Annotated in this window: 13 protein-coding genes; 3 read left to right on the top strand and 10 right to left on the bottom strand. The window is 69.2% G+C overall.

Features of this window, described 5'->3' with window-relative positions:
- Window positions 1–77: 77 nt before the first annotated feature.
- On the top strand, window positions 78–1,037 hold the full coding sequence (locus GOARA_RS08350; RefSeq protein ID WP_040522306.1) for a type IV toxin-antitoxin system AbiEi family antitoxin domain-containing protein: 960 nt from the start codon (window positions 78–80) through the stop codon (window positions 1,035–1,037).
- A 34-nt stretch (window positions 1,038–1,071) separates the two neighbouring features.
- Here the strand turns inward: GOARA_RS08350 and GOARA_RS08345 are convergent, their stop codons facing one another.
- The 3 genes from GOARA_RS08345 to GOARA_RS08335 all read right to left on the bottom strand — a co-directional run bounded on the left by GOARA_RS08345 (window position 1,072) and on the right by GOARA_RS08335 (window position 11,222).
- A complete protein-coding gene (locus GOARA_RS08345; protein ID WP_138947612.1) occupies window positions 1,072–4,365 on the bottom strand; it encodes an arabinosyltransferase domain-containing protein in 3,294 nt (1,097 codons plus the stop codon).
- A gap of 7 nt (window positions 4,366–4,372) precedes the next feature.
- The gene (locus tag GOARA_RS08340; RefSeq protein ID WP_007321903.1) at window positions 4,373–7,768 is read right to left on the bottom strand and encodes an arabinosyltransferase domain-containing protein; all 3,396 of its coding nucleotides are present in this window, start codon (window positions 7,766–7,768) and stop codon (window positions 4,373–4,375) included.
- A gap of 64 nt (window positions 7,769–7,832) precedes the next feature.
- Window positions 7,833–11,222 carry an arabinosyltransferase domain-containing protein gene (locus GOARA_RS08335; RefSeq protein ID WP_007321902.1) on the bottom strand — a complete coding sequence of 1,130 codons (3,390 nt, stop codon included), beginning with the start codon at window positions 11,220–11,222 and terminating at the stop codon, window positions 7,833–7,835.
- A gap of 69 nt (window positions 11,223–11,291) precedes the next feature.
- On the opposite strand from GOARA_RS08335, the gene aroQ reads away from it, so the two are divergent.
- Window positions 11,292–11,759 carry a type II 3-dehydroquinate dehydratase gene (aroQ, locus tag GOARA_RS08330; RefSeq protein WP_007321901.1) on the top strand — a complete coding sequence of 156 codons (468 nt, stop codon included), beginning with the start codon at window positions 11,292–11,294 and terminating at the stop codon, window positions 11,757–11,759.
- Window positions 11,760–11,770: 11 nt separating this feature from the next.
- Here the strand turns inward: aroQ and GOARA_RS08325 are convergent, their stop codons facing one another.
- Entirely contained in the window at window positions 11,771–12,568 is a 798-nt protein-coding gene (locus tag GOARA_RS08325) for an ABC transporter permease (RefSeq protein ID WP_007321900.1), read from the bottom strand.
- 5 nt (window positions 12,569–12,573) lie between these two features.
- Window positions 12,574–13,446 carry a daunorubicin resistance protein DrrA family ABC transporter ATP-binding protein gene (locus GOARA_RS08320; protein WP_007321899.1) on the bottom strand — a complete coding sequence of 291 codons (873 nt, stop codon included), beginning with the start codon at window positions 13,444–13,446 and terminating at the stop codon, window positions 12,574–12,576.
- Window positions 13,447–13,513: 67 nt separating this feature from the next.
- Here GOARA_RS08320 and GOARA_RS08315 point away from each other — a divergent pair, with 67 nt between their 5' ends.
- The gene (locus GOARA_RS08315; protein WP_007321898.1) at window positions 13,514–14,284 is read left to right on the top strand and encodes a TetR/AcrR family transcriptional regulator; all 771 of its coding nucleotides are present in this window, start codon (window positions 13,514–13,516) and stop codon (window positions 14,282–14,284) included.
- A 3-nt stretch (window positions 14,285–14,287) separates the two neighbouring features.
- Here GOARA_RS08315 and GOARA_RS08310 read toward each other — a convergent pair whose 3' ends face one another.
- The 5 genes from GOARA_RS08310 to GOARA_RS08290 all read right to left on the bottom strand — a co-directional run bounded on the left by GOARA_RS08310 (window position 14,288) and on the right by GOARA_RS08290 (window position 20,863).
- The gene (locus GOARA_RS08310) at window positions 14,288–16,282 is read right to left on the bottom strand and encodes an arabinofuranosyltransferase (RefSeq protein ID WP_007321897.1); all 1,995 of its coding nucleotides are present in this window, start codon (window positions 16,280–16,282) and stop codon (window positions 14,288–14,290) included.
- Window positions 16,283–16,373: 91 nt separating this feature from the next.
- On the bottom strand, window positions 16,374–17,135 hold the full coding sequence (dprE2, locus tag GOARA_RS08305; protein WP_007321896.1) for a decaprenylphospho-beta-D-erythro-pentofuranosid-2-ulose 2-reductase: 762 nt from the start codon (window positions 17,133–17,135) through the stop codon (window positions 16,374–16,376).
- Between the two features lie 29 nt (window positions 17,136–17,164).
- Window positions 17,165–18,586 carry a decaprenylphosphoryl-beta-D-ribose oxidase gene (dprE1, locus tag GOARA_RS08300; protein WP_007321895.1) on the bottom strand — a complete coding sequence of 474 codons (1,422 nt, stop codon included), beginning with the start codon at window positions 18,584–18,586 and terminating at the stop codon, window positions 17,165–17,167.
- A 171-nt stretch (window positions 18,587–18,757) separates the two neighbouring features.
- The gene (locus GOARA_RS08295) at window positions 18,758–19,951 is read right to left on the bottom strand and encodes an alpha/beta hydrolase family protein (RefSeq protein WP_007321894.1); all 1,194 of its coding nucleotides are present in this window, start codon (window positions 19,949–19,951) and stop codon (window positions 18,758–18,760) included.
- 225 nt (window positions 19,952–20,176) lie between these two features.
- A complete protein-coding gene (locus GOARA_RS08290; RefSeq protein WP_007321892.1) occupies window positions 20,177–20,863 on the bottom strand; it encodes a lysophospholipid acyltransferase family protein in 687 nt (228 codons plus the stop codon).
- Window positions 20,864–20,870 lie beyond the last annotated feature (7 nt).

Below are 20,870 nucleotides of genomic sequence, written 5' to 3'. Positions count from 1 at the left end.
TCCACATGCGCTGCGCTGTCCACAGGCCGGGCTGGTTTCCAAGCCTTCCGGTGTGGTAGCCGGGGCACGCTTAGAGCATGGCCCCGACCGGTGAACTCGACGAACTCCTCTTAGCCCAGGACGGTGTCATCACGCGGCGACAGCTTCTCGACTGCGGTGTGTCGCTGGCGTGGCTACGCCATCGAGTTCGCAGGAGGCAATGGGTGCGGCTGAGTCGGGGAGTGTTCATCAATCACACCGGACCGCTGACGTGGCGCCAGCGCGCCTGGGCCGCGGTGCTGAGCGTGCCGGGCGCGGCGCTGAGTCATGAATCGGCGCTGCGAGCGGGCGGTCTCGACTCGATGAGCGGCCAGCCGATCCATCTCGCCGTCGGGCGCAAGAGTGCTGCGCCCCGCCGGGCCGGGGTAGTCGTGCATCGCTACTCCGGATTGGCCGAGCGGGTCATGGGAACGGCTCGGCCACCGCGCGTTCGCATCGAACACGCCGTGCTTGACGTCGCGGCGACAGCGCCAGGCGAACTGGAGACGATCGCCGTCCTGGCCGACTCTGTGCGGGCACGGGTGACGACGGTGGACCGTCTGCGCCGCGTACTGGCCGAGCGAAAGTGGTACTCGCGGCGCGCCCTGGTCAACGGGGTCCTCGACGACGTAGAGGCGGGTACCTGCTCGGTCCTCGAACACCGTTACTTGACGCGGGTCGAGCGCGCTCACGGGTTGCCCACCCCGAGGCGGCAGGCGCCGACGCGAGTCGGCCGTCGCGGCTTCCGCGACATCGACTACGACGAATGGTGTCTCGTCGTCGAACTCGACGGCCGATTGTTCCACGACGAGGTACGGGCCCGCGACCGCGACTTGGAGCGCGACCTGGATGCGGCCGTCGGATCAGATCGGCGCACTCTTCGGCTGGGCTGGGGCCAGGTCTACGACCGGCCGTGCAGCACGGCCCGCAAGGTCGGGCTGATGCTCACTCGACTCGGCTGGACCGGTGTGCCGTCGCGGTGCCCCGACTGCGAACTGCCGAGCGGACGGACCACATAGCGACCCGTCCGCTCGGCAGAATCGCCGAAACGGATCAGTAGCCGGTCGAGCGCATCGGCGCGAGGTCCCAGAGTCCCGACTGGCGGGCCGTCCCGAGCACCAGCGTCGCCGGTGGTGCCGGATCGATCTCGGTGAACCGCTGCAGCGCGCCCCAGTCGCGGCCCCAGTTGTTGCGCAGATAGGTCGGCAGCAACGTCGGAGTCAGCAGCGCCTCGGTGATGCCGAGCGGCCCGCCGGCTTTGCCTGCCATCCACGTCTGGCTGTTGCGGCGGGTGGCGTCGGCCTCGGGCATGATGCGCCACTTCGGCACCTCGAGGACACCGTTGCGCACCGCGATCGGCCGCTGGCACGGGAACACGAAACCGGGCAGCCAGTCGATGAATACCGGATCTGTCTGTCCGACAACATCATTGAGAGTGCGCAGCTGATCGACGCGCGGCGGTGTGACGGCCAGCCACTCCTTCGGCGAATCTGACTCGTCGGCGGCGATGATGCGGACGACGTCGGCGTTGCGCGGGGCGGAGGCCAACGGGAAGCGCAGGTCGCGCCAAGCCGGCGCCTCACCGGCGTCGAGCGGGGACATGCGGCCCAGCGGCGTCACCGCACCGCCCGGGCCACGACGGCCGAACTCGACGACGACCCGCTGACCCTTCTTCGCGATGTTGTCGTGATCGACGCCCTGGATCTGACCGGCGGCGGCGACCACCAACAGCGGCCGGTCCTTGTCCGGCTCGGACGTGTTGAACGGCAACTGGTACCAGCCGGATTGGAGTGCGGCTTTGCCGCCCGGCGCACCGTAGGAACCCAGCACGGGAGTGCGTGAGCGGTCGAGTCCGAACGGCAGCAAGTGGTGCGAGCCGTTGACTCCAGCCACCTCGCTGCGGCCGCCCCAGGTTCCACCGGCGGCGGACTCGTTCGCCGAAGCGCCCGGGTTTTCCTGCGACGGCAGCTCGCCGCCGTCGTCGGTCTTCGACGACGACATGATGTTGTCGGGCAGGCCGTCGGGGGTGAACCCGGTGCGGCCTCCGCCGAGGGCACCGGCGACCGAAGGTGCTGGCCGTCCGTCGACGGCGGCCGGAAGCAGGATGCCGCGCGTGGGATCGACGGAGACCAAGACGTCGTTGGCCAGTGCGCATTCGTTGCCGGCCATTGCCCGAGCGTTCGACTTGGTCCACGACCAGCTGTCGCGTTGCACCCAGGCCCCCTTGGCCAGGCTGGCGACCATGAACAGGACGATGAGGGTGGCGACCGCGGGCAGCGGCGCGATCTTCACCGGGAAGCCGGGAACGACCGGTCCGGTGCGCTTCTGCTCGTCGACATAGTCGTCACGGAAGTGGTAGTAGAGGCCAAGCAGTGCCGTGGCGACGGCCAGACCCAGCCACATCCAGCTGACGTTGATCCCGGCGAGAGCGACCGGTCGGTCCCGCCACGGGACGCCGTAGTTGCCGACGAACCACCACATGTTGATGCCGGCGAACGCCATCGCCGTCACGAAGAACACCGACGACGCGGCGAAGGCCCGGTTGCGGCGGGAGGCGAGCAAGGCCGGTGCCATCAGCGCGGCGGCCGCAGCCGCGAGGCCGCCGGCGATGCCGGCATAGACGCCGAAGTGGTGGGTCCACTTGGTCGGGGTGAAGGCGATGAAGAACATCGTGCCGAGCATGACCGCGATCAGCCGCCAGATCGGTGCCCGCGCAACGCCGTTCGGGTGATTGCCGCGCAGCAGGCGGAACATCACGTAGAAGAGAGCGAGCAACATCAGCAGGATGCCGATGCGCCGCGACAGCGTGCCGTCACCGGTCTGCAGGATCAGGTAGTAGTAGCGGATCGGCTCCTGCCACCACTCCAGCGTCGGCCCGACGTCGGCCGCGACACGGTTGCCGGTGATCAGCGGCCGGATCGACTGGTCGGCGAAGATCATGTAGAGCACCGAGGTGCCGGCGGCCAGGATGGGCGCCAGCATCGGCAGCCACCCGTCGCGCTTGCGTCGGGTGACCAGGGTCTTCACGACTGGGCGCAGGCCCGCCAGCAGCGCCGCCGCGGCCATCAGGCCACCGGGGGCCAAGGCCAGGGTGAAGGCGGCGGTCACCGCTGCGATCGCGTACGGCAGCAGACGCCGCGTGGCGATCGCGCGCTCGACACAGCACCAGGTCAGCAAGGCGCCGACGGCCTCGGCCGGCTCGGGTCGGATGCCGTTGTTGTAGGGCAGCCAGATCGCCAGGAACACGAACGCGCCCGCCCACATCGCCGGCGTGCTGGTGCGCACGGCACGGCCGAGCCGGGGGATGACTTCGCGGCTGATCAGCCACCAGCCGAGCAGGCCCAGCAGCAGCGCCGGCAGCCGCATCCACCACGCCGCGACGCTGACCTGCGTCATCCATGAGATGACTTGGAAGTGCCAGCCGAACGGGTCCTGCGGCACACCGAAGTAGCGGAAGTAGTTGTCGGCGTAGCCGGCGCCGCTCGCGATGCGGCCGACGGTCATGTTGTAACCGTCGTCGGAGGTGTTGGCGCCGCCGAACCACCAGAACACCAGGATCGCGGTGACCAGGCCGTCGAGCCAGGTCACCTTCCACCAGCCGGCGGGCAGCACCCGGCGGTGCCGCAGGCCGTCGCGCGAGTCCAGCACGCCGAGCGCGATGAGCGACAGCAGCGTCATGATGATGCCGAAGACCATCAGCCAGAACTTGATCGGCGTCGGGCTGGTGACGTAGCGGGTGTCGATGTCGGCGGTGAAGGACAACCCGGCAGGCGCGGTTCCGGAAAGGTCGGAGTACACGCCGACGATCTGCGGGCGCATCTCGTGGTCGCCGGTGCGGTAGTTCAGCAGGGCGTTCGGGAAGCGTTGCTCGTCCAGCCCCTCGATGGCCGCATGCACGCCGTCGGCATTGCCGCTGAACACGATGCGGCAGTCGGGGTTCGCCTGCGCTGCGTCGCGCGGAGCGTTGAGGATCACGACGTTGCGGTCGATGACGACCAGCGCGTCGGAGGTCGCGTTGACGAACAGGCCGCGGGCGGTGGCCGCGAGGCCGTCCTTCGGCAGCGTGGAGAGCAGTACGCCGCCGTCGTCGGGAAGCTGGGTGGCGGCCGAACACGGCACCGCGACGGTCATGTCGGTGGCCACGTACGACACCAGGGGCGCGACAACCGACGAGACCGTGTTGTTCTCCGGCCACTGGATCTTCGCGGTGGTGCGCTCGACCGGCAGGACCGCCATGGCGATCGCCAGGATCGTGCCGAGTAGACCGGCGACGGCGGCGAGGATCTTGGCCCCGCGGTAGTCGTTGGCGGTGAGGATATTGGGCTTGCGCTCGGTGCGCGTCGTCATCTTTGCGTCAGTCATTCTTGCCGGGCTCCAACCTGATGGATCCGGTCCGCGACCAGCCCCATTGCCTGCGTTGATCGGTGGTCACGTCCGCGGGTCCCGCCTTGGGATCCCTCGGGGTGAGGCGTTCCAGCGCACCCCAGCCGCGATGCCAGTCCCCGTCGAGGTAGCTCGGCACCGCGGTGGCAGAGGTTGTCGCTTCGCTGACGGCGAGCAAACCGCCGCCCGCGCTGTTCTGCCAGGTGCGCGACTGGGTCAACGCGGTCGCGTAGTCGGGCAGGATCCGCCACTGCGGAATCTCGACGACGCCGTGCCGCAGGGCCATCGGGCGCTGGCACGGGAAGTGGGCGGCGACCATGAAGTCGACGAGAGCCGGGTCGGTCGACCCGACCAGATCTTGCAGGGTCACTACCTTGGGCGCTCGCGGCGGGGTCAGCATGATGAACTGCGACGTCCCCAGATTGTTGTCGAGGGCGATGAGGCGAACCACTTCGGCACCGGGAGGCGCCGCCGACATCGGGATGCGCAGGTTGCGCCACGGACGGTTCGGGACGACCGGGCCCGGATCGATCGGGATCGCACCGGGGCCCATCTCCTGGAACTCGCCGTTCGGGCCGCGCTTGCCGAACTGGAAACGCAGCGACTGGCCGAACACGCGGGCCCCGAAGGCGTCGATCGTCGAGATCGCGCCGGCCGCCGACACCACCAGCAGCGGCGAGGCGTTGCGCTGCGGCAGCCGGTACCAGTCGGAGGTGAGGCGAGCCTCGCCGGCAAAGCCGTAGCTGCCGAGCACCGGCGTGCGCGACGGGTCCAGGCCGTAGGGGAGTGCGGCGCGAGAGCCGTTGACCGTCTCCGGTCCATAGCCGCCGGTCGTGCCAGCTTCCCAGGTGCCCATCACGGCGAACGGCTTCGACGAGGAGCCGGCGACCTGCGCCTGACCTGGCCGCGCGCTACCCATCTCGGCGGAGAGATTCGTTGTGATCCCGTCGGGGGTGAACCCGACCGAGCCGGTGCCGGCCAGCGCCTGCGACGCGTTGCGACCCGACGCCGGAACGAGCATGCCGTCGTTGGCGTCCGGCTCGACGAGAACCTTGTCGGCCAGCGCGCACGGTTGTCCGCGCAGCGTCGCGACGTTGGTGGAGAAGGCGGTAGCCACCGGGTAGCGGGTCACGGCCGCTTTGGCGAAGAGCGCCAATTCCAGAATCACCAGGCCACCGGCGATCACCGCGAGCGGCGATCCGGCGAGCAGGAGGCGGACGCGGTTGCCGACCTCCTCGGTGTGCTCGTCCGCGGCCTCGCCTTCCTCCGCCTTCTCGGCCTCGGCGTGATGCTCGAGCCCCTTGTTCTCGACGTAGTCCAGGCGCAGGTGCTGCCAGGCGGCGAGGGCACCGGTCGCGACGGCGAGGATGAGGAACACCGTCGACATCGGGATCCCGGCGATCACGGGCGCGCGGTCGAACCAGGCGATGCCAGCGTTGTATAGGAACGGCCATGCGTTGCGCCCGGCGGTCGCGGCGGCCATCGCGAACATCAGACCCGACACAAACACGGTGAGGTTTCGAGTCGAGCGGGCGGCCGACTGTGCGACGGCGAGGGTGGCGGTCGCGGCGACGGCGGCGGCCAGGCCGGCATACACGCCGAACTGCATCGTCCACTTGGTCGGCGTGAAGATCAGCAGCACCATCGTGACGCCGATGGCTCCGACCGCGCGCCAGGCCGGCCCGCTGCGGACGCCCTCGATCTCACCGCGGCGCAGCAGTACGGCGACGGTCACGAAGGCCGCGGCGAACAGCAGCAGCACCGGAACGCGGCGCGCCAGGGCGGCGTCGGGGGTGGTGACGGTCAGGAAGTAGTAGCGCAGGTATTCCTGGAACCAGGGGAGGTTCGGTCCGACCTGGTAGCGGATCTTCATCGCCTCGGCGACGGTGGCCAGCGTCTGGTCGCCGAACACGGCCAGCAGCACGACCAGCCCGGCGGCGCCGATCGGGGCGAGGATCGCGGCCCAGCCGATCTCGCGGCTGCGCGTCACACCGATGGCGAGCAGGGCGCGCGCCCCGACCAGCAGGATGGCGATGCCGATGACGCCGTGCGGTGCGGCGGCAAAGGTGAACGCGGCGGCGATGACGGCAAGTGCGGCCGGGAACAGTCGCTTGGAGGTGATGGCCGACTCGACGGCCCACCAGGTGACCAGCGAACCGAGGACGATGATCGACTCGCTGCGCAGGCCGCTGCAGAACGGCATCCAGAAGCCGACGAACACCGCGGCCGCGGTCCACACCGGCCAGCCGCGGGAGACGGCCGCACCGAGGCGAGGCAGGAGGACGCGACTGAGGATGTACCAGGAGACCAGCCCGGCGATCAGGCTCGGAAGATGCATCCACAGCATCGCCGTCGAGACCGACGACCAGTGGGCGAGGAAGTCGTAGTACCAGCTGAACGGCGATTCGGCGATGCCGTAGAAGCGGTAGTAGTTCGGCAGATAGCCGGCTTCGCCCGCGACGCGGCCCATGTTGAGGATGTATCCGTCGTCGGGTCCGCCGGCTCCGAGCAGGGCCCAGACCAGCAGCACGGCGGTGACGGCGAGGTCGGAGAGGCGCGGCTTCAGCGACGCGACGAAGCCGATGCGCGGGGGAACGTCACCGGCAGTCTCGGATTGCCGGTAGGCGTCGGCAGCGGTCGGCGAGCGGCGGTCCAGCAGTGCGAGGGAGGCGAGCGCGGCGAGCACAGCGAGTAGCCCGATGATCATGGTCAGGCGCTTGAGCAGCGTCGGCGACGACTCGTAGCGGTTGTCGATCGCGATGCGCGCGGACAGGCCCTGTTCCGCGGCGCGGTTGACGGTGTCCGGGGTCAGCGGCGAGAAGATGCCGTCGATCTGGGGTTGCGCCTCCGGAGCAGCCGTGGTGATCGGGCCGAGTCCGACGAACTGAGCGCTGGGACCGGCGGAACCGGAGCGGATGACCAGCTCGCTGCACCGCCCGAGCTGGTTGTGCGGCGCGCTGGCCAGCAGGCTGTTGCGGCTCATCACGGTGGCCGTCTCGCCGACCTTCACCGAGAGCTGTCGGTTACCGGCGTTGGGGGCGCCGTCGGGCATCGTGGTCAGCACTGTGCCGGTCGGCAGGATGCGCAGCACCTCGCACGGGATCGTGATGTCGACCGACTTCGCGGTCTGCGCGATCAGCGGAGCGGTGACCGACGACGAGGTGGTCAGGCGCTGGCCCTGCGGCCAGGTGAACGACGAGTCGACGGCCTTGACGGGGAGCAGCGGCGTGAGCGCGCACGCAACGATTCCGAGGAGGCCGGCGAGGATCGCGACCAGCCGCAGGGACTTCACTCGATTCGAGTCGTCAGCGCCGGAGCCCTCGGGCTCGGGCCGGGCGGCCGCGGATTGCGTGGAAGACACAGACACGAAGTCTCATCGTAGGCGACGCACCTGAGGAATTGTTGATCGCCACCATGCTCGGCCGCCGCGATCAGTGACGGATCGGCGCAGGTCGCCAGAGCCCGCTGCGGGTTTGGGTTCCGGTGGTGATATCCGCGGGCGCCGTGCTCGTCGGGTCGAACGGCCGGTAGGCCTCCAGTGCGCCCCAATCGCGGCCGATGTCGCCCTTGAGGTAGGTCGCCACCGTTTCGGGTCGCTGGGAGACCTCCAGCCAGCCGAGCGGACCGCCGCCCGGCGCGCTCTGCCACGTCGACACCGCCGCCGCCAGGTCGGCACCGGGCCGGATCCGCCACTTCGGGATCTCCGCGACGCCGTAGTGGTGGCCGAACGGCCGCTGACACGGGAACACGAGTCCCGACGTCCAGTCGACGTGAACCGGATCGTCCTTCCCGACCACCTGCTGCAGCGTGGTCATCCGCGGCAGCCGGGGCGGGGTGACCACGATGTAGCGGTCGGCGGCGAGATTGTCGTCGCGGGCGACGATCCGGACCGCCGTCGCGTCCGCGGGCAACGACTCGGTGTCGAGGCGGACGTTGCGCCACGACGGTCGAGGTCCGGGGTCGATGAGCGGGATCGAACCGGCGACGCCGATCTGATCGTCGCGCGTGTCCGGGCCGAGCGGGGTCGTCGAGTATTCGAAGACCAGGTCGGGCCGTTCGAACCAGCCGGCGACGGAGAAGGCCAGCAACGGGTGCTCGCGGAAGTCGCGGGGCAGGGCGTACCAGCCGGATCGCAGTCGGGCGGGTGCCTGTCCGGAGCTGGAATAGCTGCCCAGCACCGGGGTGCGGGCCGGGTCGAGGAAGAACGGGAGACGGGCGTGGCTGCCGTTGACGCCGGGGGTGTCCGTGCGTCCGCCCGAGGTGCCGCCGCTGTTGGCCGAGAGCGCGCCGGGGTCGTCGTTGGCGGTGTCGGCGAGGACGCCCAGCGAGCCTTGGCTGGCGCTGGTCACCATCGACGTCGGCACCCCGTCGGGGGTGAAGCCATCGGTGGGCGCGACGCCCGCGTCCGCTCCCGGCCGGGGGCGCGGGCCCGCCAGCGCCTGGCTTTGTGTGAGGGTGCGATCGGCGGGAGTCAGCTGGAAGTCGGAAGGGTTCTCCTCGGTCCAGATCTTCTCGGCCATGCCGCATTCGCTGCCGGCCAGCGCTTCGATGTTGGAGCGCGGAACGGAATACGACCCCGATTGCCTGATACCGGCGAAGACAGCCGTCGCCACCTCGAAGAGCACCACGGCTGATACGACGAAGACGAGCGGTTCGGACACCAGGGCCGAGCGCAGACGCGCCGTCCTGCCGACCCCGTCGGCCGCCTCGGCGGCACCCGGAACGGTCCCGCTCGGCTCACTCGTCGCATGCGGGTCGATCCCGGTGAACGGTTCGCGCAGGTGGAAGTAGAGCGCCAGGGCGAGCAGCGCGAGGGATGCGACCAGCAGCACGCTCGCGACGCGGAAGCCCCACGTCACCTGTTCGGTGCCCCACGGCATTCCCCACGCCGACGAGTAGAAGTACGAGTTCGGCGCCGTGAACGCCAGGCCGGCGATGAACAGTGTCAGCGAGGCGAAGATCGTGCGGTTGCGCCGCGAGTGCATCGCCTGGTGTCCGACGGCGATGGCCGCGATGGCGGCCAGGGCTGCGCCCAGTCCGGCGAAGACCCCGAAGTGGTGGGTCCACTTGGTGGGGGTGAACATCAGGAACAGCAGCGACGCGAAGACGATGCCGACGATGCGCCGCGTCGGGCCGCTGGCCGTGCCGGGGATGCGGCCCTTGCGCAGCAGCATGGCGGCCGAGACCGCGAGCGAGAGCAGCAGGATGAGCACGGCGAAGCGTCGCGAGATCGATCCGTTGGCGGAGTACTCGAAGAGCGACGAGTAGCGGTCGATCTCGTTGTACCAGTGCAGCGACGGTCCCAGGGCCGTCTTCATGGTGCTGGCGTCCATGAACGATCGCAGCGTCAGGTTGGAGAAGACGATGAAGACGACGAAGGTGCCGGCCGCCAGAATCGGCGCCAGCAGCGCGAGGTAGGTGCCGATCGTGCGCCAGCGATGCTGTGCGGTCGCGTCGTCGCCGAAGAGCTGGGCGTCGATGTCCTTGGCGCGCTTGATCAGCGCGAGCAGCATCGGCCTGGCTCCGGCGATCAGCGCGGCGACGGCCAGGAGTCCGGTCGGTCCGGCGGCCAGGCTGAACGCGCCGATGGTGCAGGCGACCGCTGCCGGAAGGAGGCGTCCGGTGGCGATCGCCCGTTCCACCGAGCACCAGGTCAGCAGTGCGCCGAGGCAGATGATGGGTTCCGGGCGCAATCCGTTGTCGAAGGGGAACCACATCGCGAGGAAGGCGGCAGCCGCGGTGGCGCCCACGACCGGGCGGCTGGCAGCGCGGCCGAGGCGCGGCAGCACCTCGTGGCTCAGGATGAGCCAGACGGCGATGCCGCACGCGAGGGCGGGCAGTCGGAGCCACGGGCTCGACAGGTTCACCTCGGAGAGCCAGCCGAAGACGGCGTAGTACCAGCCGAAGGGTGCTTCGGGCGCGCCGAACCACCGGAAGTAGTTGGCGGTGTAGACGCTGTCCTGGCCCACCCGCGACATCGTCAGTAGATAGCCGTCGTCGGAGGTGTTGGGGCCGACGAAATGCCAGACGGCCAGTAGGCCCAGCACGGTGTAGTCGCGCGGTTTCAGCCGCCACCAGCCGGCCGGGACGAAGCGGCGGTGCTTGCGGCCGTCGGAACCGTCGAGGACGGCCAACGCGACGAGGGAGGCGATCGTGGCGAGTACGCCGACGATCAGCACGATGCGTTTGAGCCAGGTCGCGGGCGTGTCGTAGCGGGTGTCGATGGTCGCGTGCGCGGTCATGCCGGGCACGTCGGCGGCCGAACCGGACAGGTCGGTGAAGAATCCAGTGAGTTGCGGGCGCTGATCGGTGGCCAGGTGCTCGTCGTTGCGATCGGCCGTCGTGCCGCGCACTTCCGAGCCGTCGGCATGGCGCAGACCGACGAAGGTCGCGGTGACGGCGTCGGCGGTCGCGACGACCTTGATGCTTCGGCAGTCCGGGCCGGTGACGTCGCCGATCGGCGCGGAGGCGACGGGCAGATTGCGCACGGTGACCGCGACCGTCGAGCGGTCGTCGCTGCGGCGGACGAACAGGCCTCGCTCCGGCGACGGGCTGGCCTGGCGCGGCAACGTCGACAGCAGCACCGAGTCGCCGTCGCCGAGTCGGTTCACCGCCGAGCAGGGGATGGAGATTTCCATGTCGACGGGGACATAGGAGATCAGGGGTGCGTTGACGCTGCGGAGGGTGCCCTGCTGGGGCCAGGAGAGTTCGGCCGTCGTCTGGTTGACCGGCATCAACGGGGCGGCCAGTGCCAACAGAAAACCCAGCAGGCCGGTGACGATGGCGGCCGCGCGGGCGCGGCGGATTGTCTGGGCAGGCACAAAGGGCCATGGTAGTCGTTGGGACCGCCGCTACCGGCATCAGTCGCGTCAACGGCTTACTGTTGTGACATGGCTGAGAACGGAGCACTTCCCCTGCTGCTGCTCAACGGTCCCAATCTCAACACGCTGGGGCTGCGGCAGCCCGACGTCTACGGCGAGCAGACGCTGGCCGAAGTGGTGCGCGACTGCGAGCGCATCGCCGCCGAGCTCGGGTTCGGGCTGCGTGCGGCGCAGACCAACCACGAGGGCGAGATGATCGACTGGCTGCACGAGGCGCGCGGCCAGGTCGGCGGGATCATCATCAATCCCGGAGCCTGGACCCACACCTCCGTCGCCCTGGCGGACGCGCTCGTGTTCCCCGAGGTGCCGATCGTCGAGGTCCACATCAGCAACATCCACAAGCGGGAGCCGTTCCGCCACCACTCCTACGTCTCACCGCTGGCGGTCGGGGTGATCGCCGGGCTGGGCGTGCGGGGCTACGAGTACGCCGTCCGGTTCCTCGCCGATCATCTGGCACCGGGTTCCGACGACGACTGACGCGATGGTGTCTACCGGCCGCGGGACCGGTTCCAGAGCACGACACAGCCGGCGATCGATGCGACGGTGATCCCGAGGCACCAGGCCACCGCGGTCCACGCCTGCGATCCGGCGCCGGTCGGGACGTCGTGCAGCAGGGCGCGCAGGGTCTCGATGATCGGCGTGATGGGCTGGTGGGTCGCGATCGGCTGCAGCCATCCCGGCATCGTGTCGATGGGGACGAATGCGCTCGACGCGTACGGCAGGAACAGGACGAAGAAGCCCAGCGCCGCGGCGGCGTCGACGGTCTTGGCCACCAGGCCGACCATCGCGGAGAACCACGACATCGCGACGATGAACAGCACGACGAGGCCGATCGCGCCCAGCCATTGCGACGGCGACGCGCTCGGGCGGAAGCCGAGCAGCAGCGCGGTCGCCAGGACCAGGGCGGTCGAGACGAGGTTGCGGGCGACGCTCGCCGTCACGTGTCCGGCGAGCACGGCCGACGGCACGATGTTCATCGTGCGGAACCGGGCCACGATGCCCTCGGTCATGTCCTTGGTGACGCTGATGGCCGTCGACGCGGCGCCGAAGCCGGCGCAGAGCAGGATGACACCGGGCACCACGTAGTCGATGTAGGCCTGCCCGGTGTCCATCGCGCCGCCGAACACCACGGTGAACAGCACCAGCATCATCACCGGCAGGAACACGGCGGTGAGCAGTGCGTCGATGTTGCGGACGGTGTGCCGCAGGCTGCGCCCGACCATCGTCGCGACATCGCCTGCCGCGGCGGCGATCGTCGTCGCCGGCGACGGTGGGGTGGTGGTCATTGCGGTCATACGAGGGCACCTGCTTTCGGTTCGGTGAGGGTGAGGAACACATCGTCGAGGGTTGGTGTGCGGACGCCGATTCGCCGTGCCGTCCCGGATGCGGCGTCGAGGTCGTCGAGGATGGCGCGCATCTGTGCGACGCTGCCGTCGGTGGGGATCTGTTCGACGGATCCGTCGGCGAACTCGACCTCGACGACCTCGGTGCCGACGCGGCTCTTCAGCTCGGCCGCGGTGCCGTCGGCCACGACCCGGCCGTCGTCGAGGACGGCGATCCGGTCGGCCAATTGGTCGGCTTCTTCGAGATACTGCGTGGTGAGCAGGACGGTCGTGCCGTCGGCCGCGAGTTCTTTGACCGCGGCCCACACCTCTTGTCGGCTGCGCGGGTCGAGACCGGTCGTCGGCTCGTCGAGGAAGAGCACTTGCGGCCGGGCCAGCAGGCTGATGGCGATGTCGAGGCGACGGCGCATTCCGCCCGAGTAGGTTCCGGCGCGCCGTGATGCCGCGTCGACCAGGTCGAACCGGTCGAGCAGCTCGCCGGCGACGGTCGGGATCGAAGACCGCGGCAGCCGGTTCAGCCTGGCCATCATCACCAGGTTCTCGCGACCGGTGAGCAGTTCGTCGACGGCGGCGAACTGACCGGTGACGCTGATCGCCGACCGCACCGCACGTGGATCGGTGGCCACGTCGTGACCGGCGACGAGCGCTTGCCCGCCGTCGGGGCGCAGCAAGGTGCTGAGGATGTTGACGACGGTGGTCTTGCCGGCGCCGTTGGGGCCAAGCAGCCCGAACACCGAGCCTCGAGGGATCGAGAACGAGACCGAGTCGAGGACGGTGTGGTCGCCGAAGGACTTCTGTAGTTCGCGGACATCGACAATCATGAGAACTCCTTTGTGTATCTCATACGCTATCTAGCGTAGACCATACACTAAACCTAGGATGATGACCATGACCGCCGAAGAACAACTGCCGTCGTATGTGCGGACCGCGTGGGGATTGGGCCCGGAAGCGCGCCGCGGACGACCGGCGGAGCTGAGTCTCGACCAGATCGTCGCCGCGGCGACGCGACTGGCCGACGACGGCGGTCTGGCCGCGGTGTCGATGGCGAGCGTCGCGAAGGCGCTCGGCTACTCCACGATGTCCCTCTATCGTCACGTCGGTTCGAAGGACGAGTTGCTGGAGCTGATGGTCGACGAGGTGTTCAGCCGTCCGCCGGCTGCTGGGGCCGACGATTGGCGCGCGGGGCTCAAGCAGTGGGCCGCCATGCTGATGGACGAGATGCGGGCCCACGGCTGGATCCTGGACGTGCCTGTCTCGGGTCCGCCGATGATGCCGAAAGCGCTGGCGTGGATGGATTGGGCCCTCGGCGTGCTGGCCGACGAACCACTCATCCCGTTGGAGAAGCTGTCGGTGCTGATGCTTGTGAACGGCTACGCGCGCAACGAGGTGTCGCTGGCCCGGGGCCTTGAGCGCTCGCGCGAGCGGCGCGGCATCACCACCGACGAAGAAGCCGTCGAATACGCGACTGGACTGACCGAACTCGTCGCGCGGGCGCCGCTGCCGCATCTGAGTGCGGTTGTGCGCGAAGGGCTGTTCGACGTGTCCGGGTCGTCCGACGGGGTCGACGACGAGGATGCGTTCATGGTCGATTTCGGGCTGGAACGCATCCTCGACGGTATCGAGGCGCTGATCGACAAGCGTCGAGCGGCCCCAAGCTAGGCGTTACTTCCGGACGACGAGGACGAACGGGCCGATCTCGGTCACGGTGAACTGCGGGCCGTCGAACGCCGACTTCTTGAAGGTGATGGTGTAGCGCTTGACGTTCGGGTCGTTCGGGTAGACGTCGCGGGCGAGCTTCAGCGTGTACCCGTCGGGGCTGTAGCGGAACAGGAAGACGTCTGGCGTGCGCCACGGCGACGCATCCAGTTTGGCGAGCAACTCGGCGGGGTTCTCAGCCGCGGACCACTCCTCGATCGCGGCGGCGCGCTTGTCGAACTCCGCAAGGGGATTCGCGTAGTGCGACGTCAGACCCTGGAAACCCCAGTACGGGTAGATCGAGAGGAAGTCGAAGTCGGCGGTCAGCACGACCAGGTCGGTCGCGGGCTTCCCGGTTTGTTCGGCGATGGCCTCGCGCACCTTCGGGTAGTACGCCTGGGCTCCGGCCGGCCGTTTGTCGGCGCGCTGGCCGGAGCCGTCGGTGTCGGAGTAGGCCAGGATGATGTCGCCGGCGAGCATGCCGGGGACGTGCTGGGCCGTGCCGATCGCGGCGACGGTCGCGACCGCCCCGATGAGGAACCGTATGTCGCCGAGCCGGCCGACCAGCCAGGACGCGAGCTGCGCGACCCCGAGCACGCCGGCGGCCGCGAGGACCGCCGTGAGCACTGGTTCGAGGCGGAAGGCGAGCAGCGTCGACCCGGTGGCCGTCCGGGCCATCGATACGAGGCAGACCAGGTAGATCGCGACGACGGCGGCGGCGAAGGCCAGCGCGATCGTGCGCTCGCGGAAGCGCCACGCCACCCAGATGAAGCCGATGAGGGTCAGCACCGCGAAGGCCGACAGCTGCAGCATCGGGAGCGGCAGCTGGGCGCCGGACTCCGGCAGATAGTGCTCGGCGGTGCCGCCGCTGGCCGGGCGGTTCTGTACTCGCGCCAGCAGGTACGGCGCCCACGTGATCAGGGCGACGGCGGCGGCCGCGACGGCCATCACCGCCAGCCGCACCCCGTACACCAGCGCCATCCGGCGTCGGATCTGCCGGACCGTCGCGGTGGGCACCGACTTGTTGGCTGCCGCGATCCACCCGTTGACGACCAGCCACAGCGCCACGAGCGCGGCGGTGAGCGCGAAGACTCCGGCGTAGAGCGTGTAGAAGGTGGCGCAGAGCCCCAAGAACACACCGGACGCGAGGACGGCGATCCACCGGGTCGACCGGAGATCAAGATCGTCGACGGCGATGTCCTTCGGTCCGCGCAGCGCGTGCACGATCGTCGGCAGCAACGCGACGCCGAGCAGGATCAGCACCGCGGCATACGGCTCGGGCGAGGCGTAGGCGAGGACCGCCAGCGTGACGGCCACGGAGACAGCGACACCGCGGTCGCCCCCGATCATCCGGTTCCACAGCACCGTGGCCAGCGCGGCGGTCGCGGCGAGCGAGATGATCGCCCACGGTTTGTAGGCCTCCCAGCCGGGGATTCCCGACAGGTCGGCGAAGCGCCCGCCGAACCAGAACCAGCCGGCCGGGTAGAAGGGCGGCAGGCCCTCGTAGGTCATGTCCGCCAGGCGCGGCGACGACGTCAGCCTCGTCAGATACTCGACGCGGAACTGCTGGTCCACCGACAAGCCGAACAGATAGAGCTTGGTCGCCGCCAGCGGCATCCCGAGGGTCACCGTGACGAGCCCGGCCATGCCGATGGCGGACAGGGCATCCACGACGAGGCGGTTGCCGTCCGGGCGTCGGCGGTACAACAGCACGGCGACGAGGAGGACTGCGATCGCGCCGACCTGCCCGACCGTCGTCAGGGCGCGCAGGACGTTCGACGAGTTGTAGGCGGGCCAGTCCACCGTCGAGATGGCGTACAGCGCGATCCAGGAGACGGCCGCACCGCCGACGAGGGCGGCCAGCAGGCGCGCGGCATCCAGGCCGATTCCGTTGCGCCGAGCGCCCAGTGTTTCGGGGGGCTGGGCGTCAGATGTTCCGGTGACGGTCGTCGATGCGCTCACGACTGCCGAATCTATCGGATTCACACGGTGCGCTCGCGGACTCCCGGTGCCAAGGACACTTGGCCCGCTCGCGGACTCCCGGCGCCAGGGGTCAGATCGGCAGCTTGCGGAACACCGCCCGCGGGATGTGGCGGAGCACCATCATGATGAAGCGGAACGGGCCGGGCGCCCATACGATCTCTTTGCCCTTGCCCGCGGCGGCGACCGCCAATTCGGCGACGTCCTCCTTGTTCACTGTCAGCGGCGCTTCCTTCACATGCGCCGACAGACGGGTGCGTACCTGGCCGGGACGGATGACCAGCACCCGCGGGCCGTACTCGCGCAGCGCTTCGCCCAGGCCGAGGTAGAAGCCGTCGAGCCCGGCCTTGGTGGAGCCGTAGACGAAGTTGGACCGGCGCACGCGCTCACCGGCGACCGAACTCATCGCGATGATCTGGCCGTGGCCCTGGGCGCGCATCTTCTCGCCGAGCAGGACGCCGACGGAGACGGCGGCGGTGTAGTTGATCTGCGCCTCCAGCACGGCCAGGCGCTGGTCCTGCCAGGCCTGCTCGTCGTCGCCCTGGATGCCGAAGGCGACGATGGCGACGTCGATGTCGCCGTTGGCGAAGGCCTGATCGACGACGCCGGGGTGGCTGGCGGTGTCCAGCGCGTCGAAGTCGATCACGCTGACGTCGGTGGCACCGGCGGACTTCATCGACTCGACGGCGGCAGCGGCGGCCTCGTCGCCCGGTACGCAGGCGAGCACGACGCGCGCCGGGCCGAGCTTGAGGTACTCGGCGGTGATGGCCAGGCCGATCTCGGAGCTGCCTCCGAGGACCAGGATGGATTGGGGTGCGCCGACGGCGTTGATCATGGTGGTTCCTTCAGTGCTGGAGAACGGGGTCAGGCGAGTTCGAGGCGGCGGCCCATGTCGGACATGAAGACGCCGGTCGGGTCGATGGCCCTGCGCGTCGCGCGCCACTCGTCGAGCCGCGGATACATGGCGTGGAAGCTCTGCGCCGACGTGCGGGAATCCTTGGCGGTGTAGAGCCGCCCGCCCATCGCCATGACGCGGCGGTCGAGTTCGTTCAAGAACTCGGCGAGCCCGCGCTTGACCGGGAAGTCGAGGCAGACGTTCCAGCCCTTGAACGGGAAGCTCAGCGGCGCCTTGTTGCCGTCGCCGAACAGCTTGATCACGTTGAGGAAGCTGACGTGGCCGGAGGCCTGGATGTCCTGGATCAGGCGCTTGAACTCGTCCTCGTTGCCGGTCGGCACGATGAACTGGTACTGCGCGAATCCGCCGGTCCGACCATAGGCGTTGTTCCAGTTCCCGACGATGTCGAGCATGTGGTAGAACGCCGGCAGCGATTTCACCGAGCCCTGGGAGTTCGAGCCCAGCCGGTAGTAGAACTCCGACATCAGGCCGAAGTCCAGCTTGTTGGCGAGGCCGTTCGGGAAGATGTTCGGCAACGACGCGAGCGGCTTGACGTCGAACTTGAGCGGGTCCTTCTGCAGCTTGGGCGGTAGCTGGTCGACGCGGGCGAGGTTGCCGCGGCTGAACGAGCCGCGCCCCAGCTTCGGCGGCTTGGACATCGAGTCGAACCAGCCCGAGGCGTATTCGTAGCCATCCTCGAAGCCGTCCTCGAGGTGCAGGGCGATCGTCTCGTCGAGTGTCTTGGTCGTCGCGGTGTCGGCGATGAAGTAGGCGCTCTCGGTGCGCTTCATCGCGATCTTGGCGCGCAGGATGATGCCGGTGAGGCCGATGCCGGCCACGGTGGCCCAGAACAGCGAGCCATCCGGGTCGTCGTCGCTGCCCTCGGGCTTGAGCGTCAGGATGCGGCCGTCGGCGACCAGCAGCTGCATCTCCACGACGTGGTTGCCGAAGCTGCCCTGGCTGTGGTGGTTCTTGCCGTGGATGTCGTGGGCGATGGCGCCGCCGATGGTGACCTGGCGGGTGCCCGGCAGCACCGGGACCCAGAGTCCGGACGGCAGCGCGGCCTGCATCAGTTCGTCCAGGCTGACGCCGGCGTCCACGTCGACGACGGCCGTGTCGGCGTCGATGTCGTGGATCCGGTTGAGCCGGGTCATGTCGACGGTCAGGCCGCCGGTGTTCTGGGCCGACTCGTTGTACGAGCGGCCCAGGCCGCGGGCGATCACGCCGCGGCGCAGGTACGACGGCTTGTCGGCGTTGTCGTCGGCGACCTGCGCGACAGCCTTGGCGATGACCTCGACGTCGGGGGTGGACAGCACGTGTCCGGTGATCGGCGTGGTGCGCGCCCAGCCGACGAGGCGTCGGGTCTCGATGGGGAGTTCACTGGTAGACATCGCTGAGAAGGGTACCCGCGCCGACCTGAGAGAGGTCTGTGGTCGGTCAGGTTGTGACCGAGGCGACGCGCCGAGTGGGCACCTCGCCCCCGCCGAGTGGGCACCTCACCTGCGCCGAGTGGGCACCTCAACCCTGCCGAGTGGGCACCTCACCTGCGTCGAGTGGGCATCTCACCGCATGATTCGCGCCAGGAACGGCGTCGAATCGGCCGTCGAGGCGTAGACGGTCCCGGAGTGGTCGCGGTTGGGGTAGACGTGGAGCTCGACAGGCTGGTTGTTGGCGCGCAGCTGGGCGTACAGCGAGAGCGACGACGGTGCAGGCACATCGATGTCGAGCAGACCCTGGCCCAGGAAGATGGGCCGGTCGTATCCGTCGATCGGCGTGCCCATGTAGGCGGTGAGCGCTCCGAGGACGCCGGGGATCGACCGCAGCGGCGCGTTGAACCAGTGGCCGATCGTGCGCTCGACGCTCGTGGACATCTCCGGGTAGCACCGGGTCTTCGCCTGGGCGACCATGCGGCGTCCGAGCGGCGTCAGGATCCGCTCGACGTGCAGGTCGGGCCTTGCCTCGCCGAAGCCGGCGAAGATGTAGGCCATGTAGGTCGCCAGCCCCGTGGGCAGCGGGGCCACAGCGTACGGACCGGCCAGCGACACGATGTGCTCGATGTTGGCCGGAGTGCCCGTGGCGACCACCCCGCGGTAGTCCAGCCCGGTTCCGCGGGACAGTGCCGTCGCCTGATGGGCGCCGGCCAGCGCCGCGCCGCCACCTTGGGACTGGCCGACGATCGTCCAGCGTTTGGCCAGCGGCAATCCGGTCTTCCTGGCGGCCTTCACCGAGTCGACGATGGAGTGGGCTTCGGTGCTGCCGTTGAGGTAGCTCATCAGGCCGGGGGTGCCCAGCCCGGCGTAATCGGTGCCGACGATGGCGTAGCCCTGACGAAGCCAGTGGGACAGGTAGTGGGCGTCGCGTGCGCTGCGCGGCTGGGCCGACGGCGTGCAGGAGTCGCCGAGCCCGACCGTGCCGTGCGCCCACGCGATCACCGGCCATCCGCCAGCTGGTGCCTTGCCGCGCGGTAGGAAGACGACTCCGGTGCTCGAAGCGGTCTTGCGGTGCTGATCCGGTGTTACGTAGTGGATGCGCACGGCGGTACCGGCGGCCGGCACGCTCAGGTGTGACGCCAGCGGCACCTGACCCAGCAGCTGGCCCGGCTTACTCCCCGACGGCGGGCCGACGTGACGCACGTCCATGCCCGACCAATCCGGTGCGCCGGTCGGCGGGAGGACATCGGCCGACGCCGGTCCGACGGCTATCGACGTGACGGCGACGGTGGTGATGGTGGTGGCGACGGCGATCGATGTCGCCACCGCCGCCGACCGTGCCCGGTTTCCCGCCGACCGTGCCCGGTTTCCCGCCGACCGTGCCCGGTTTCCCGCCGACCGTGCCCGGTTTCCCGCCGACCGTGCCCAGATTTGCGCCGACCGTGCCCGGCGGGGGCTTGCCAAGTGGTGGTTCATCATTGGGACGCTACTCCGCGGTCGGATGGATGCCCGATGCGGTCACCGGTGCGACGTCCGGTGATCCCGACCCGGCTATTTCGTCGCGCTGCCCGGCTTGGCGTAGACATCGACGTACTCCTGGCCGGTCTCGGATCGGATCGCTTGCATCAGCCGATTGGTGGCCTCGCGGATCTGCTTCTCGTCGTCGGGGTCGACCCAGCTCAAATCCATCGCGGGCAAGATGTCGACGGTCACGCGTGACTTCCAGAAGTTGCGCCACGACCGGTTGTCCGTGCCGGTGAGCGCGATCGGGACGATCGGTGTGCCCGTCGCGACCGCCACGCGGACGACACCCGTCTTGCCTCGATGCATCCTCCCGTCGGGCGAGCGAGTTCCCTCCGGGTGGATGCCCCAGGCGCCGCCGCCTTCGACGATGGACGTCGCCGCCTCGATCGCGGGAGACGCGGCAGCCCCTCCGCTTCGGTCGACGGGGATCTGGCCCATGCCGCTGAAGAAGGTCTTCTTGAATCGGCCCTTGAGTCCGGGCTGGGTGAAATAGTCCGACTTCGCCAGGAACATCACCGGCCGCCGGGCACACTGCACCACGTAGAAGGAGTCGCTGATCGCCAGGTGATTGGCGGCGAGGATGACCGGCCCCTTCCGGGGGATGTTCTGGTGCCCGGTGGTCTTCGGGCGTCCCCACGCGAAGAGGAACGGACCGATCAGGAGGTGTCGGGCGACCCGGTACCGGAATGCTGCGCGCAGGTCGTGAATCGACATGTACTGA

The sequence above is a fragment of the Gordonia araii NBRC 100433 genome (assembly GCF_000241265.1).
GTDB classification, from domain to species: domain Bacteria; phylum Actinomycetota; class Actinomycetes; order Mycobacteriales; family Mycobacteriaceae; genus Gordonia; species Gordonia araii.
This window is presented reverse-complemented; position numbering and strand designations above follow the sequence as displayed.